The organism is Rouxiella sp. WC2420 (assembly GCF_041200025.1).
Classification (GTDB): domain Bacteria; phylum Pseudomonadota; class Gammaproteobacteria; order Enterobacterales; family Enterobacteriaceae; genus Rouxiella.
On the sequence record NZ_CP165628.1, the window covers coordinates 3,819,520 to 3,834,503 of the forward strand.

11 protein-coding genes are annotated in these 14,984 nt (G+C 51.8%); 2 read left to right on the plus strand and 9 right to left on the minus strand.

Features of this window, described 5'->3' with window-relative positions:
* The 5 genes from gsiC to AB3G37_RS17730 all read right to left on the minus strand — a co-directional run bounded on the left by gsiC (window position 1) and on the right by AB3G37_RS17730 (window position 6,144).
* Window positions 1–921: a glutathione ABC transporter permease GsiC gene (gsiC, locus tag AB3G37_RS17710; protein WP_369788646.1), complete on the minus strand. Its 921-nt coding sequence runs from the start codon at window positions 919–921 to the stop codon at window positions 1–3.
* A 169-nt stretch (window positions 922–1,090) separates the two neighbouring features.
* Complete coding sequence (gene gsiB / locus AB3G37_RS17715) at window positions 1,091–2,629, minus strand: glutathione ABC transporter substrate-binding protein GsiB (protein WP_369788647.1); 1,539 nt, start codon at window positions 2,627–2,629, stop codon at window positions 1,091–1,093.
* 57 nt (window positions 2,630–2,686) lie between these two features.
* A complete protein-coding gene (gene gsiA / locus AB3G37_RS17720) occupies window positions 2,687–4,603 on the minus strand; it encodes a glutathione ABC transporter ATP-binding protein GsiA (protein WP_369788648.1) in 1,917 nt (638 codons plus the stop codon).
* A 73-nt stretch (window positions 4,604–4,676) separates the two neighbouring features.
* Entirely contained in the window at window positions 4,677–5,690 is a 1,014-nt protein-coding gene (locus AB3G37_RS17725) for an isoaspartyl peptidase/L-asparaginase family protein (RefSeq protein WP_050956180.1), read from the minus strand.
* Window positions 5,691–5,913: 223 nt separating this feature from the next.
* Window positions 5,914–6,144, minus strand: a complete 231-nt coding sequence (locus tag AB3G37_RS17730; protein ID WP_009638252.1) for a DeoR family transcriptional regulator — start codon at window positions 6,142–6,144, stop codon at window positions 5,914–5,916.
* 330 nt (window positions 6,145–6,474) lie between these two features.
* Here AB3G37_RS17730 and moeA point away from each other — a divergent pair, with 330 nt between their 5' ends.
* Both moeA and moeB read left to right on the plus strand, forming a co-directional pair.
* Window positions 6,475–7,719 (plus strand): molybdopterin molybdotransferase MoeA, encoded by a 1,245-nt coding sequence (gene moeA / locus AB3G37_RS17735; protein ID WP_369790987.1) that lies wholly within the window; start codon window positions 6,475–6,477, stop codon window positions 7,717–7,719.
* Window positions 7,720–7,723: 4 nt separating this feature from the next.
* The gene (gene moeB / locus AB3G37_RS17740) at window positions 7,724–8,485 is read left to right on the plus strand and encodes a molybdopterin-synthase adenylyltransferase MoeB (RefSeq protein ID WP_369788649.1); all 762 of its coding nucleotides are present in this window, start codon (window positions 7,724–7,726) and stop codon (window positions 8,483–8,485) included.
* Window positions 8,486–8,610: 125 nt separating this feature from the next.
* Here the strand turns inward: moeB and AB3G37_RS17745 are convergent, their stop codons facing one another.
* The 4 genes from AB3G37_RS17745 to betB all read right to left on the minus strand — a co-directional run bounded on the left by AB3G37_RS17745 (window position 8,611) and on the right by betB (window position 14,965).
* Complete coding sequence (locus AB3G37_RS17745; protein ID WP_009638249.1) at window positions 8,611–10,206, minus strand: ABC-F family ATPase; 1,596 nt, start codon at window positions 10,204–10,206, stop codon at window positions 8,611–8,613.
* Between the two features lie 328 nt (window positions 10,207–10,534).
* Window positions 10,535–11,407, minus strand: coding sequence for a nucleoside-specific channel-forming protein Tsx (locus AB3G37_RS17750; protein WP_369788650.1), 873 nt, complete (start codon window positions 11,405–11,407; stop codon window positions 10,535–10,537).
* Between the two features lie 362 nt (window positions 11,408–11,769).
* On the minus strand, window positions 11,770–13,467 hold the full coding sequence (gene betA, locus AB3G37_RS17755; RefSeq protein WP_369788651.1) for a choline dehydrogenase: 1,698 nt from the start codon (window positions 13,465–13,467) through the stop codon (window positions 11,770–11,772).
* 25 nt (window positions 13,468–13,492) lie between these two features.
* Complete coding sequence (gene betB / locus AB3G37_RS17760; RefSeq protein ID WP_369788652.1) at window positions 13,493–14,965, minus strand: betaine-aldehyde dehydrogenase; 1,473 nt, start codon at window positions 14,963–14,965, stop codon at window positions 13,493–13,495.
* Between the last annotated feature and the right edge of the window lie 19 nt (window positions 14,966–14,984).

A 14,984-nucleotide genomic window follows, 5' to 3' on the forward strand; every position in this document is an offset into this window, starting at 1 on the left:
TCACTTGTATCGAATTGAAGGATTGATGACCGCATACAGCATGTCGACCAACAGGTTGATAAGGATAAACTCCAGCGAAAACAGCAATACTTCGGCCTGAATCACCGGATAATCGCGCATTTCTACCGAGTCGATAAGCAAACGGCCCAAGCCCGGCCAGTTGAACACTTTTTCGACAACAATCGAACCACCAAGCAAAAATCCGAACTGCAATCCCATCATGGTGACTACCGGAATCATCGCGTTACGCAGCCCGTGTTTAACGACCACCACAGATTCACGCACGCCTTTTGCCCGCGCGGTGCGCATGTAATCTTCCTGCATCACCTCGACGAAGGAGGCTCTGGTAAAACGAGCCATGATTGAGGCCACCGCTGCGCCAAGGGTGATCGAGGGCAAAATGTAGTTGCGCCAGCCATCCGCGCCAATAGTTGGCAGCCAGCCAAGTTGTACGGAAAAAATCTGCATCAGCAACATGCCCAGAGCAAACGCCGGGAACGAAATTCCCGATACGGCGAGCGCCATGCCCAAACTGTCAGGCCAGCGGTTGCGCCATACCGCAGATACCACGCCAATAATCAGTCCAAAAATCACCGACCACAGCATGCTGGTCAGCGTGAGATATAACGTCGGCATAAAACGCGAGCTGATTTCATCGATCACCGGTCGTTTCGAGACCATCGACTGCCCAAAATCACCACGCAGTGCGTGCTCGAAGAAAATCAGAAACTGCTGCCAAAGAGGTTTATCAAGGCCAAGATCCTGACGCACCATATTCACCACGCTCTGATCGGCATCTTGCCCGGCCAGCATGCGTGCAGGGTCGCCCGGCAGTAGATGGACGAATAAAAACACCAGCACAGCAACAATCAGCAGCGTCGGGATTAGGCCGAGCAGTCGCTTTAAAAAATAATTGAGCATAATTAATCAGGATTTTTCATTAGATATTCTATCCACACGTTGTCCCATCGACGTTTTAAAACGCCATCGCCCCTGGCTGCCGACACTCACTCCAAGGCTTACCAGAGCAAGTATCGGAGTGAGTGCATTGCCACCCGTAGATGAAATCCAATCGGACGATGAGTAAGGGCTATTTCACGTCTGCATTATCAAAGTTGAATGAAGTATCGGGCATCACGTAGAAGCCGGTCAGGCGCTTATTACTGGCTGACAGCAGGCGCTCGGTTGCCAGGAAAGCCCAGGGGGCATCGGCCCAGATACGGTCCTGCGCGTCTTTATACAGCTTGTCCTTCGCTGATTTATCAGTCGTGTTCAGCGCATCGCTCAAATCTTTATCGACCTGCGGATTGCTATAGAACGCAGTATTGAACTGCTTTGGTGGTGCAGATTGAGTAGCAAACAGCGGCGTTAGTGCCCAGTCAGCTTCACCGGTAGAGGCCGACCAGCCAGTGTAGAACATCCGCAGGCCCGACTCTTTCTGGCCGACGTTCTCAACCTGAGCGGCACGCTGCGCGGCATCAAAAGCAGTCACAGTGACTTTAATCCCTACCTGCGCCAGCTGCTGCTGTGCGAACTGAATGACTTTCTGCGCGGTGCTGGAATTGTGTGACGACCACAGCGTAGTAGTGAAGCCGTTTGGATAACCCGCCTCTTTCAGCAACTCTCGGGCCTTGGCCGGATCGTAAGGCCATGGCTGATATTTTGCAGAATATTCGATACTGGTCGGCAATGGCCCTTCAGCAGGCACCGCGTAACCGGCAAACGCCACTTTAATCAGCGCCTGTTTGTTAATGGCATAGTTGATAGCCTGACGGACTTTTAGATTATCAAAAGGCTTTTGGGTAATGTTGAAACTGATGTAACGCTGCAAAATTGATGGCGAAGTCACCAGATTCAATTTGCTGTTTTTTTCCAGCAAAGCCGCCTGCTCATAAGGCACCGGATACGCTAAATCGGCCTCACCGGTTTGCAACATTGCAGCACGGGTATTGTTATCAACCACTGGCCGCCAGGTGATGGTGTCCAGTTTTGGCTCGCCTTTTTTCCAGTAGCCGTCAAACTTCTTCACTTTCACGAAATCAGTCTGATTCCACTGTTCCAGCGTATAAGGGCCTGTTCCGACCGGATGGAAACCAATGTCTTTGCCATATTTCCCCAGCGCCGCAGGTGAGATCATCACCGCAGAAGGGTGTGCAAGATTATTAATAAAGGCTGAGAATGGCGCTTTCAGAGTGATCTTGACGGTATCAGCGTCAATCACCTCGGTTTTGGCAATCATCTTGAACAGGTTGTAACGTTTGAGATGGCTGTCAGGATTGCTGGCGCGATCGAGGTTAACTTTTACCGCTGCCGCATTAAAATCGGTGCCATCCTGGAATTTGATCCCCGGATGCAGCTTGATAGTGTAAGTAAGGCCATCCTGGCTCACGGAGTAGCTGTCGGCCAGCACGTTAACCAGCTTCATGTCTTTGTCAAAACCGAACAGGCCCTGATAAAACGATTTTGCTACCGCCTGAGAGAGCGTGTCGTTGGCGTCATACGGGTCCAGTGAGGTGAAGTTTGAACCAACTGCAATCACGACATCCTTCGCTGCCCAGACTGAACCGGAAGCCATTGCGCTAAGCATTACCGTCGCCAGAACGGCTCTGCGCATCATTTTCTGCTTCATACTGATTTCCTTTTCCTTAGACCCTGTAGATAAAGCTCCCTGTAAGTTGGGCGCTCCTTAATAAACGCCGGCAATAGCATGACGAGCAACGTAATGCCCCTCAGACACTTTCACCAGCGGTGCAATAATAGGCTCATCGCCGATCGCTCGGATCGGACTTGGGATTTCATCCACCAGCAGCGCCTGTTCAACACGTCGATGTTGCGGGTCCGCCACTGGCACCGCAGCCATAAGCTTGCGGGTGTAGGGATGCTGCGGATTTTCAAACACCGCCGCCCGTGGCCCGATCTCGACAATTTGCCCGAGATACATAACCGCGACACGATGGCTTATCCTTTCTACTACCGCCATGTCGTGCGAGATAAACAGAAACGCGATGCCAAATTCTTTCTGCAGATCCATCAGTAGATTGACGATCTGCGCCTGTATCGAAACATCCAGCGCCGACACCGACTCATCGGCAATCACTACTTTAGGATTCAGTGCCAATGCGCGGGCAATACAGATCCGCTGACGCTGACCGCCTGAAAATTCATGCGGATAACGCTCGGCGTGCTCCGGCAATAGCCCAACTTTCTCCAACAGCCATGAAACCCGCTCTTTTGCCTGTTCACGACTGCCAATTTTATGGACCAGCAGGGGTTCCATGATGGAATATCCCACCGTGAGGCGCGGATCGAGGGAGGCGTAAGGATCTTGAAAAATAAACTGAATATCACGTCGAAGATGTTGTAGCGCAGAACTGGAAAGCTGCCCGGTATGTTCGCCATCGAACACAGTTTTGCCGTTAAAAATAACTGAACCACTCTGGCTTTCGACCAGCCTGAGCAATGAACGCCCAGTGGTAGATTTGCCGCAACCGGATTCTCCAACCAGCGCCAGAGTTTCTCCGGGATAGATATCGAAGCTCACCTTTTCCACCGCGTGCACATAGCGGTTTATACGATTAAACAGGCCACTGCGTAACGGGAAACGAGTCACCAGACTGCGCACCTGCAAGATAGGAGCGGCACCTAAAGTTAAAGTATTTTGAATTAAGGAGGAGTCATCAACGGGCTGATCGTTGACTTCGGTATTTAACAGCGGGAAACGAGCGGGTAGCTGAGTGCCTTTCATTGCGCCAAGTTTTGGCACCGCAGCGAGCAACGCGCGGGTGTAGGGATGTTGCGGCGCGGCAAATACGCGACCCACTTCACCGCTCTCAACACTTTCACCTTTATACATCACCAGCACACGGTCGGCGATTTCGGCCACCACGCCCATATCGTGAGTAATGAAAATCACCGCCATCTGCATCTCTTGCTGCAGCACGCGGATCAGTTGCAGAATTTGCGCCTGAATGGTGACGTCCAGCGCGGTGGTCGGCTCATCGGCAATCAGCAGCGCCGGTTTACACGACAGCGCCATCGCAATCATCACTCTCTGGCGCATCCCGCCGGAAAGCTGATGCGGGTAACTATCAAGAATATTTTGCGCTTCGGGAATGCGCACCAGCTCAAGCATGCGCAAAGCTTCTGCACGCGCGGCGGCATGGTTTTTGCCCTGATGCAGACGGATAGATTCGGCAATCTGTTCGCCGACCGGAAACACCGGGTTAAGCGAGGTCATCGGCTCCTGAAAAATCATTGCCATATCCGCACCGCGCAGCTTGCGCATCTCGGACTGGCGGGCGGCAGTCAGGTCAACAATCTGCCCGTTACGACGCCTAAAATCGATTTTTCCCTGATGAACCTGGCCACCACCCTGCTCCACCAGGCGCATCAATGCCAGTGAGGTGACGGATTTCCCGGAGCCTGATTCCCCGACGATCGCCAGCGTCTCACCGCGTTTTACCTCAAAGTCGAGATGACGCACTGCCTCAATCGCCTGCCCCTCGTGCTCGAAACGAACGCTGAGACTGCGCACCGACAGCACTTGATCGTCAAGCATTGTCGGTGCCGAAAACGCGTGCTCGGGGGAAATTGTCTGACTCATCACGACTCCTTAACCATGTACTTCTCCCTGAATTTCTTGAAACTCGCCTGCTGATTAGCAATAACTTCAGATGTTAACGATAAATTGCCACTTCTGGCGCTTTGCCAACGTAGGCAAAACCGCGATACATACCTTCGCTGTTAAACGGCAGGCGTACATTGCCGAAACGGTCGATGGCTATCATGCCACCCGAGCCTTCCAGCGCCACCAGCTTTTCCATTACCACTTTATCGGTGGCCTGTTCGAGTGTAAGTCCTGCGTACTCAATCAGCGCGGCGACATCATAGGCCGCGACTGTGCGCATAAATACTTCACCAGTGCCGGTGCTGGAGACTGCGACCGTTTTATTGCTGGCATAGCAGCCTGCGCCGATAATTGGCGTATCGCCAACACGGCCAGCCTGTTTATTGGTCATGCCGCCGGTTGAAGTCGCAGCAGCCAGATTACCCATAAGATCCAATGCAACGGCACCAACAGTGCCAAATTTGCGATCTGGATCTAAAGGATCGTCAGAAATATTGGCATTTAAGCTCGCTCCGTCATGATCAAGCATGACGCCATCAGTTTTCAGAGCGCGTTGCAGTTGATCGAAACGGTCCTGAGTGAAGAAATAATCTGCCGACACCATTTCTTGCCCGTGCTCACGCGCAAACGATTCCGCGCCTGCGCCGGTAAACATTACGTGCGCGCTCTGTTCCATCACTTTACGGGCGGTCAAAATCGGATTGCGGATGTGACTGACGCAGCTGACAGCGCCGGAATCCAGTGTGCGGCCATCCATAATACAGGCATCGAGTTCGTGAGTGCCCTGGTGGGTAAATACCGCGCCGGTTCCGGCGTTGAAAAACGGACACTCTTCCAGCAGGCGAACCGCCTCGGTCACTGCGTCAACCGCGCTGCCACCCGCTGCCAAAATTGCCTGCCCGCTGCTGACGATCTCTTCCAGCGCCTGTAAATAAAGACGCTCTTTTTCGGCGCTCATTGCCTGGCGAGTTATCGCCCCAGCGCCACCATGAATAGCAATTACCGCCACCGGTGACGTTGAATCAGGTGTTCCGCCTATCACTACAGTTTGAGATATGGTCATTTTTTCGCTCATGTGCCACTAAGGCCGCCTAAAGAATAGTCCAGGATTTCGACTATATTTAGCCGTGCAGAGTATGTAAAGCTGAAAATTAAGTCCATCTTGACGAGGCTAATTGCTTAGATTATTTATAGAAAATAACGCGCAGGAATGAATAACCGACGGCGGATAAAACGAAAAAAAGGAAAACCAGCGGCGCTGATTTTCCTTCTTGATATTGAGGGGCTCAACTATGAGAGACGCGCTGCAAGCTATTGATCCAGCCATAGGAAGGCGGTGGATCAACGCGACGTGCCCTACCATGGCGGCGTTGAATCAATCCTTTGTCTTGCATTTCGTTGAGGTCACGGCGAATTGTTTCCAGACTCACCTCTAACCAAAGCGCTAACTCATTAACCTGAACTACCTCATGTTGATCCACCAATTTCAGGATGGCCTGATGGCGGTTTTTTTTCATCACGATGCAACTCCAGACGCAAAAGACAATTTTATGTGACACCCATCACACAAGGGCCAGTAATAATACGCCGATTGCAGGATCATTTATGCGATCGATCTCATTCTTTTAGAAGATTTTAAGAACTTTTTAAGCTTAAGATTGCTGATCTGCTGCTATTCAGATCTTAAAGATCGCTTAAACATTTAGAAACGTTCACGTCACTGAGTGCTTTTCGTTGGCCGTTCGTTTGGGCGCGCAGGGCTTTCTCTGGCATAATCAAAGGATATTTCTCACCATCAACCGGCTCGCCTTATGCCCCTTCTCAGCCGGTAATAAAAGGGTTTAATGATGGAAAACACGTTTACCTCTGGCCTGATTTCGCTACAAGAAGCGCTGAACAAAATGCTCTCGCAGACCTCGCCATTAACTCAGGCAAAAACTGAATGGCTGCCACTTACCGAATCCGCAGGCCGCATCACCGCCAGCGCGGTGCGTTCTCCGGTATATGTGCCTCCGTTTGATAATTCGGCTATGGACGGGTATGCCATTCGCAGTGCGGAATATCGCGAAGATGCCGTATTCACCGTGGCCGGTAAAGCCTTTGCTGGCGCGCCTTTCAACGGTGAATGGCCTGCCGGAAGCTGCATCCGCATCATGACCGGTGCGCCCGTGCCCTCCGGCGCAGACGCGGTAATCATGCAGGAAGAAGCGGAGAAAACCGATGCGGGCGTGCGTTTCACTGTGCCGGTTGAAAAAGGTCAAAATATTCGTCTTATCGGCGACGATATCCGTCAGGGGCAGGAGGTTTTAGCCGCCGGCGTGCGACTGGGTGTCGCTGAACTGCCGCTGCTGGCTTCTTTGGGAGTTGAGAAAGTCGAAGTGAATCGCCGTCTCAAAGTGGCGGTATTTTCCACTGGTGACGAGTTACAGCCGGTCGGCACGCCATTAGAAGAAGGCCAAATTTACGACACTAACCGCTTTGCGGTTCACCTGATGCTCGATCAATTAGGTTGTGAAGTGTTGGATTTAGGCATTATCCGCGACGATCCGGCAGCGCTACGCCAGGCTTTCCAACAGGCCGACAATTATGCTGACCTGGTTATCAGCAGCGGTGGTGTCTCAGTCGGCGAGGCTGATTACACTAAGTCGATGCTCGATGAAATCGGCCAGATTGGCTTTTGGAAGCTGGCAATTAAACCGGGTAAACCTTTCGCCTTTGGTAAATTGAATAACGCGTGGTTCTGCGGTTTACCCGGCAATCCAGTTTCAGCCGTGCTGACTTTTTATCAGTTGGTGCAACCGTTGATCGCCCGCCTTTCTTCACACACTGACTGGCGCTTGCCGCCGCGCCTGCGAGCCAGAGCGGCGAGCAACTTTAAAAAAACGCCTGGTCGTCTCGATTTTCAGCGCGCGGTGTTTGTGCATAACGCGCAGGGCGAACTTGAAGCTCGAACCACGGGCTCTCAAGGTTCACACGTGTTCAGTTCCTACAGCCTGGCTAACGGCTTCGTGGTGCTGGAGCGCGAGCGCGGCGACGTAGCGGTGGGCGAATGGGTCGACGTTGAGCCATTCAATGCCTTGTTAAAAGGATAAACCGATGACACTGCCAGAGCTAAGCGATGCGGAAACCCTGCGCTACAACCGGCAGATTGTGCTGCGCGGTTTTGATTTCGACGGGCAGGAAAAGCTTAAAGCCAGTCATGCGCTGGTGGTGGGTCTCGGTGGGCTGGGATGCGCCGCCGCGCAGTATCTGGCCGCGGCGGGGGTTGGCGCGCTTACCCTGCTCGATTTCGACACCGTTTCGCTTTCTAATCTGCAACGCCAAATCTTGCACAGCGATGCGCGTATCGGCATAAAAAAAGTCGACTCAGCAGCCATCGCGCTGGCAGCGATTAATCCCCACGTCATTCTTAATACCGTCGATCATCAACTCGATGCCGAGCAACTTTTGAAGCTAATCGACGAATGCGACATCGTGCTCGATTGCACCGATAACGTCGAAACGCGCAACCAGCTCAATAAAGCCTGCTTTACGCTGAAAAAACCGCTGGTTTCTGGCGCGGCAATCCGCATGGAAGGGCAAATCAGCGTTTTCACCTACCAAGACGATGAACCTTGCTATCGCTGCCTGAGTCGGCTGTTTCGCGAGCAGGCGCTTAGCTGCGTGGAGGCTGGAGTTATGGCACCGTTAGTGGGCACTATCGGCAGTTTGCAGTCTATGGAAGCCATCAAGCTGCTGGCGGGCTTCGGGGAAATTAAAAGCGGCAGATTGCTGATGTATGACGCCATGACGCTGCAATTTCGTGAAATGAGGTTGGCGAAAAATCCGCATTGCGAGGTTTGTGGCAAATCAGCTTAGTCCCTATCGCTGATTTAAAGCATTAAAAAAGCCGGTTATCAAAACCGGCTTTTTTTCTATTTATTTCAAAAAACTAGCGTTTAATTATTTCAAAAAACTAGCTTTACAGAATCAGCTTGAAACGCTTAGCTATTGATGCCCTGGCTGCGCAGGTAATCTTCGTAATTACCGGTGAAATCAGTGATTTTGTTCGGCGTGATCTCGATGATTCGGCTCGCCAAAGAACTCACGAACTCACGGTCGTGGGAAACGAAGATCAGCGTGCCTTCATACATTTCCAGCGCCATGTTCAGCGATTCGATGGATTCCATATCCAGGTGGTTGGTAGGTTCATCCATTATCAGAATGTTTGGACACTGCATCATCAGTTTACCAAAGAGCATACGGCCCTTTTCGCCACCAGAAAGCACTTTAACTTTTTTCTTGATGTCGTCCTGACCAAACAGCAAACGCCCCAGAACACCGCGCACGGCCTGCTCGTCGTCTTTTTCCGATTTCCACTGGCTCATCCAGTCGAATACGTTCATCGTTTCGTCGAACTCGTACTCGTGATCCTGCGCGTAGTAGCCAATCTTGCAGTTTTCAGACCATTTTACGGTACCGGCATCGGGCAGCGAATCGCCTACCAGCGTTTTCAGCATGGTGGTTTTACCGACGCCGTTTGCACCCAGAATCGCCACTTTCTCACCCACTTCCAGCATCAGGCTGAAGCCTTTGAACAGCGGGCCGTTGTCGAAACCTTTAGTAATCTTGTCCACTTCCAGCGCATTACGGAACAGTTTTTTATCCTGCTCGAAACGCATATAAGGATTCTGACGGCTTGAAGCCTTGACTTCATCCAGCTGGATTTTATCAATTTTCTTGGCGCGAGAAGTTGCCTGCTTGGATTTGGAGGCGTTGGCGCTGAAGCGGCTAACGAAAGATTGCAGCTCGGCGATCTGAGCTTTTTTCTTGGCGTTATTAGCATTCAGAAGATCACGAGCCTGCGTTGCCGCCGTCATGTATTCGTCATAGTTGCCTGGGTAAACGCGCAGTTCGCCGTAATCCAGGTCAGCCATGTGAGTACAGACCATGTTCAGGAAGTGACGGTCATGCGAAATAATGATCATGGTGCTGTTACGCTCGTTCAGCACCTGCTCGAGCCAGCGAATAGTATCGATGTCGAGGTTGTTGGTTGGTTCGTCGAGCAGCAGGATCTCTGGATCGGAGAACAGCGCCTGCGCCAACAATACGCGCAGTTTGAAGCCGGGAGCAATTTCGCTCATCGGGCCGTAATGCTGCTCAACCGGGATACCTACACCCAGCAGAAGCTCACCAGCACGGGATTCAGCACTGTAGCCGTCCATTTCACCGTAAGCAACTTCAAGGTCAGCGACTTTGTAGCCGTCTTCTTCGCTCATGTCGGCCATTGCGTAGATGCTGTCGCGCTCTTCTTTTACAGCCCACAGCTCTGCGTGGCCCATAATAACGGTATCAAGCACGCTATATTTTTCGAAGGCGAACTGATCCTGACGCAGCTTACCCAAACGTTCGTTGGGATCAAGCACGACGTTACCGCCCGATGGCACTAAATCGCCACCGAGGATTTTCATAAAGGTCGATTTACCGCAGCCGTTCGCGCCGATCAAACCATAACGGTTTCCGCCGCCAAACTTGACGTTAATATTTTCAAATAGCGGCTTGCTGCCGAATTGCATGGTGATGTTGTAAGTACTTAGCACAGAGCTCGCTCTTAAGTTTAATTGGATTCAATATAATCTATAGCTTTCATGATGCAGGAAGGCGGCAACTCAACGAATCCCCACGAGCTTACCAAGGTAAGTGACTAGCGTGAAAGAAAGCAGCCAACGCATCTGCAACTTGAAAGATAAAGAGTATAAGTGTGATTTGGCGCGCATTATGCCATAAACCGGCCAAGAGATCGTGCGAAGTTTTGGTGAATTATTGCGCTATCCAACGAGACAGCGCAATAGAAAGGCAGAGGCCCAGGCTGACAGGCTATGCAACCGAGGTTTATAAAGCCTTAAGGAAGCCGCTTAATACAAAGTATCAGAAGCTATAACCGATCACTGCGTAGTAGCCAAAACCGGTTGATTTGACGGTGAAATCGCCGTCACCGAAGTTCAACTGGGTGCCATCGGCCCATTGTCCGCCGTTGTGGAAGTAACGCGCCACCAGCGAGTAATGCCAGTGCGCATAGTTCAGCGCCAAAATGTGGCTGGAAGCTATCGAATGGTTGGTTCGTGCGTAGTTCTCGTGATCGGCCAGATGTGAACCCCAGTCGAAGTTGGTAAAGCCGATATAGCTGACTTTCCCGCCCCACATTTCACCTAACGGCAAGAAGTATTTCACTTTGAAACGGTAACCGTCCCATTTGTTTTCATTGGCAGCACCATAGTTTTGCCATTGATATTTTTTATAAATATTCAGAGACAGGTTTAACGGCGTGTGAGTATCGATGTCGGTACCCAGGCCCATGTACCAAGTATTCTGGCGGTTGGCGTTGTTAGGGCCCTGATCGTAAATATAGTTGTTGGCGAAATACCACTGCTTGATCGGGCCGATGCTCAGATCTTTGCCGGTCAGTTTATCGATAGAGAAACGCGGTTCGATCTCGGTAAATACTGGAGAACCTACTTTTCTGTCCCAGATGCCGTTGTCGTTGCCGTTACCTACACCGAAGAATTTTGGCACATCGACATAACCGTAGAAGTCGAACCAGTCTTTATGCGCAAAGGCTTCGTACTCAAGATATAAGTCATTGTTTTCATGTGGTCCAAAACGCGTGTGGTAGCTGCCAACCACGTTAACGCTTTGATGCCACCAGTCGGAAACGTATTGATCCTTGAGATCGTCAGCAAGCGTTTGCGCACTGTAAGAAGAAAGGAGAAGTGCACCTGCCAGTAAAATTTTAGTTTTCATGGGTTACCAGAAGCAAAAGGAAAGCAACTCCCTGGCGTGGGGAGATATTTGTGTATAAAAACGACCCTGCTAACAAGCCGACACATTCCGGAAATCGCACGTTCAAATAAACGTCACATCGGAAAATTCTGTATACGGCGTAAATGTTGTCTCTTAATTATCGACTCGGTCAACATTTGTCAATTTCAGTTTCATTTTCATACACACTTTATGTGATCGATGTCACATAAATTTCACGTTCTTATGCTTTTGCTTTCTATGCTTATGCTTTTGGCTCCTCCAGTGAGAAGGCAAAAAAAGGGGATAATCCGAAGATTATCCCCTTTAATCACGTCTTAACTGCCTAGAGCGTAAATTTATACTTAAACAGTTTTACTGTTACTCGCCTTCAGCGGCTCGCCGCGCACCGGAGCGCCGTTGGCCTGATAATACTCGGTGGTGCTGCGTGGCAGCGGCTGGCGACCACGAATAACATCAGCAATTTTCTCGGCAATCATGATGGTAGTCGCGTTCAGGTTGCCAGTAATGATTTGCGGCATAATTGAAGCATCAACTACGCGAAGATTCTGCAAGCCGTGAACGCGCCCTTGCCCGTCAACCACGGCCATCTCGTCGCTGCCCATTTTACAGCTACAGGATGGATGGAACGCGGTTTCAGCATGTTCGCGAATAAACGCATCCAGCTGTTCGTCGGTCTGCACCTGGATACCCGGACTGATTTCGCGGCCACGATAAGGGTCCAGCGCCGGCTGAGCCATGATTTCACGGGTAATGCGGATAGCATCGCGGAACTCATGCCAGTCCTGTTCGCTAGACATGTAGTTGAACAGAATACTCGGATGCTGGCGTGGATCTTTCGATTTTACCTGCACGCGACCGCGGCTTGGCGAACGCATAGAACCCACGTGCGCCTGGAAGCCGTGTTCTTTTACACCATTACTGCCGTTGTAATTAATCGCTACCGGCAGGAAATGATACTGAATGTTCGGCCAGGTAAACTCTTCGCGGCTGCGGATAAAACCACCGGCCTCAAACTGGTTGCTGGCACCAACGCCAGTGCCATTAAACAACCATTCGGCACCAATTTTCGGCTGATTAAACCATTGCAACGCCGGATAAAGCGAAATCGGCTGAGTACAGCTGTACTGCAAATACATCTCCAGATGGTCCTGCAAATTTTCGCCCACGCCCGGCAAATCGTGTACTACAGGAATATCCAACGAATTCAACAATGCTGCTGGACCCACGCCCGAGCGTTGCAGAATCTGTGGAGAAGCAATCGCTCCACCACACAGCAGAACCTCGCGTTTTGCCTGAGCTTCAATCAGCTTGATATCGTCGCCTTTCATATAGTTGACGCCCACGGCTTTCTTGCCATCAAACAGAATGCGGTCGGTGGTGGCGTGAGTGACGATAGTCAGATTGGCGCGCGGTTTAGCCTGATCCAGATAACCACGAGCGGTACTCGCACGGCGACCTTTTGGCGTCACGGTGCGGTCCATCGGGCCAAATCCTTCCTGCTGATAACCATTGAGGTCGTCAGTGCGCGGATAACCCGCCTGAACGCCTGCTTCAATCATCGCGTGGAACAGCGGATTGTTGCCGGCTTTCGGGGTGGTGACGCTAACCGGGCCGTTATCGCCGTGGAAATCATTACCGCCAATATCACGGGTTTCTGCCTTGCGGAAATAAGGCAGGCAGTCGAGATAGCTCCAGTTTTCAAGCCCCGGCGCGGTGGCCCAATTGTCGAAATCCATCGCGTTGCCACGGATGTAGCACATGCCGTTGATCAATGAAGAGCCGCCCAGACCTTTACCACGGCCACACTCCATGCGGCGGTTGTCCATATGTGGCTCGGGGTCGGTTTCATAGGCCCAATTATAGCGACGCCCCTGCAATGGAAATGCCAATGCAGCAGGCATCTGGGTACGGAAATCGGCACGGTAATCCGGACCGCCCGCTTCGAGCAACAGCACGCTGACGCTGCTGTCTTCGGTGAGTCGGGTCGCTAACACGTTGCCGGCAGAACCCGCACCAATAATAATGTAATCGTAATCCATAAAAATCTCCTCTAGCAGTCGGCGGTTAAAACACCGAACTAAATTCGCCCAGCTCAACCTGCACGGATTTGATTTGTGTGTAATGTTCAAGCGTGCTGACGCCGTTTTCACGACCGACGCCTGAATGCTTGTAGCCGCCAACCGGCATTTCTGCCGCCGATTCGCCCCAGGTATTGATCCAGCAAATACCGGCTTCAAGCTGATGAATAACGCGATGCGCCGTGTTGAGGTCGCGAGTGACCAGACCGGCGGCCAGACCATAATCGGTATCATTGGCGCGACGAATCACTTCTTCTTCGCTTTCGTAAGTCAGGATGCTCATCACCGGTCCGAAAATCTCTTCGCGGACGATTTCCATCTCATCGCGGCAGTCAGTAAACACCGTCGGCGCGACAAAAGCGCCTTTGCCGTATTCGCCGCTGGTTACGCGTTCGCCGCCAATCAGCAGACGTGCGCCTTCACGTTTGCCGCTATCGATAAAGCGCAGCACGGTTTCCATGTGGGCAAAGCTCACCAGAGGCCCAAAGTTCACGGCTTCATCGGTCGGCTGACCCAGCTTGATGCGCTTGACACGCTCAAGAATTTTGGCTTCGAATTCGCCCTGCCGTGTTTTCGGTACAAAAACGCGGGTGCCGTTGGTACACACCTGTCCAGAGCTGTAAAAGTTAGCCATCATCGCGATGTCGGCGGCCTTATCTAAATCGGCATCCGGGAAAATGATGAGGGGTGATTTACCCCCCAACTCCATGGTTACTTCTTTCAGCGTGGACGCCGAGGCGCTGGCCATGACTTTCTTGCCGGTCACGACGCCACCCGTGAAGGAAATTTTGGCAATACCGGGATGTTCGGTCAGATATTGACCGATTTCAGCGCCCTTGCCGGTCAACACACTGAACACGCCATCTGGCACACCGGCTGCGGTGTAAATTTCAGCCAGTTTCAATGCGGTTAACGACGTGACCTCGCTTGGCTTGAAGATCATTGCGTTACCTGCAGCCAGCGCTGGCGCGGATTTCCACAGTGCGATTTGTATCGGATAGTTCCACGCACCAATGCCTGCAACGACGCCCAACGGTTCGCGACGAGTGTAAACAAACGCGCTGTCACGCAGTGGGATCTGCTGACCTTCAATCGCCGGGATCAGACCCGCGTAATACTCCAGTACGTCGGCACCGGTCACAATATCTACGGCGGTGGTTTCAGACAGCGGCTTACCGGTATCCAGCGTTTCAATTTGCGCCAGTTCGTCATTACGATCACGCAGGATATCCACGGCCTTGCGCAGGATGCGGGAACGTTGCATCGCGGTCATCGTGGCCCAGATTTTTTGCCCCTTCTGCGCAGCCACAACCGCACGGTCGAGATCTTCGCGAGTTGCCGAGGCTACCTCGGCCAGAGTTTCACCGTTGGCCGGATTAATGGCCGGAAAAGTTTCACCGCCGGTGCTGTCCTGATAGCGACCGTCGATATAAAGTTTTTGCATGCCAAAGCGGGACATAAATTCTCCTGTATGAAAG

What these genes read in the sequence shown, in the direction of transcription:
- AB3G37_RS17750 (WP_369788650.1), bottom strand. Translation starts at nt 11,407, where the DNA reads ATGAAAACTAAAATTTTACTGGCAGGTGCACTTCTCCTTTCTTCTTAC.
- moeA (WP_369790987.1), top strand. Translation starts at nt 6,475, where the DNA reads ATGGAAAACACGTTTACCTCTGGCCTGATTTCGCTACAAGAAGCGCTG.
- gsiB (WP_369788647.1), bottom strand. Translation starts at nt 2,629, where the DNA reads ATGAAGCAGAAAATGATGCGCAGAGCCGTTCTGGCGACGGTAATGCTT.
- gsiA (WP_369788648.1), bottom strand. Translation starts at nt 4,603, where the DNA reads ATGAGTCAGACAATTTCCCCCGAGCACGCGTTTTCGGCACCGACAATG.
- AB3G37_RS17730 (WP_009638252.1), bottom strand. Translation starts at nt 6,144, where the DNA reads ATGAAAAAAAACCGCCATCAGGCCATCCTGAAATTGGTGGATCAACAT.
- betB (WP_369788652.1), bottom strand. Translation starts at nt 14,965, where the DNA reads ATGTCCCGCTTTGGCATGCAAAAACTTTATATCGACGGTCGCTATCAG.
- gsiC (WP_369788646.1), bottom strand. Translation starts at nt 921, where the DNA reads ATGCTCAATTATTTTTTAAAGCGACTGCTCGGCCTAATCCCGACGCTG.
- AB3G37_RS17725 (WP_050956180.1), bottom strand. Translation starts at nt 5,690, where the DNA reads ATGACCATATCTCAAACTGTAGTGATAGGCGGAACACCTGATTCAACG.
- moeB (WP_369788649.1), top strand. Translation starts at nt 7,724, where the DNA reads ATGACACTGCCAGAGCTAAGCGATGCGGAAACCCTGCGCTACAACCGG.
- betA (WP_369788651.1), bottom strand. Translation starts at nt 13,467, where the DNA reads ATGGATTACGATTACATTATTATTGGTGCGGGTTCTGCCGGCAACGTG.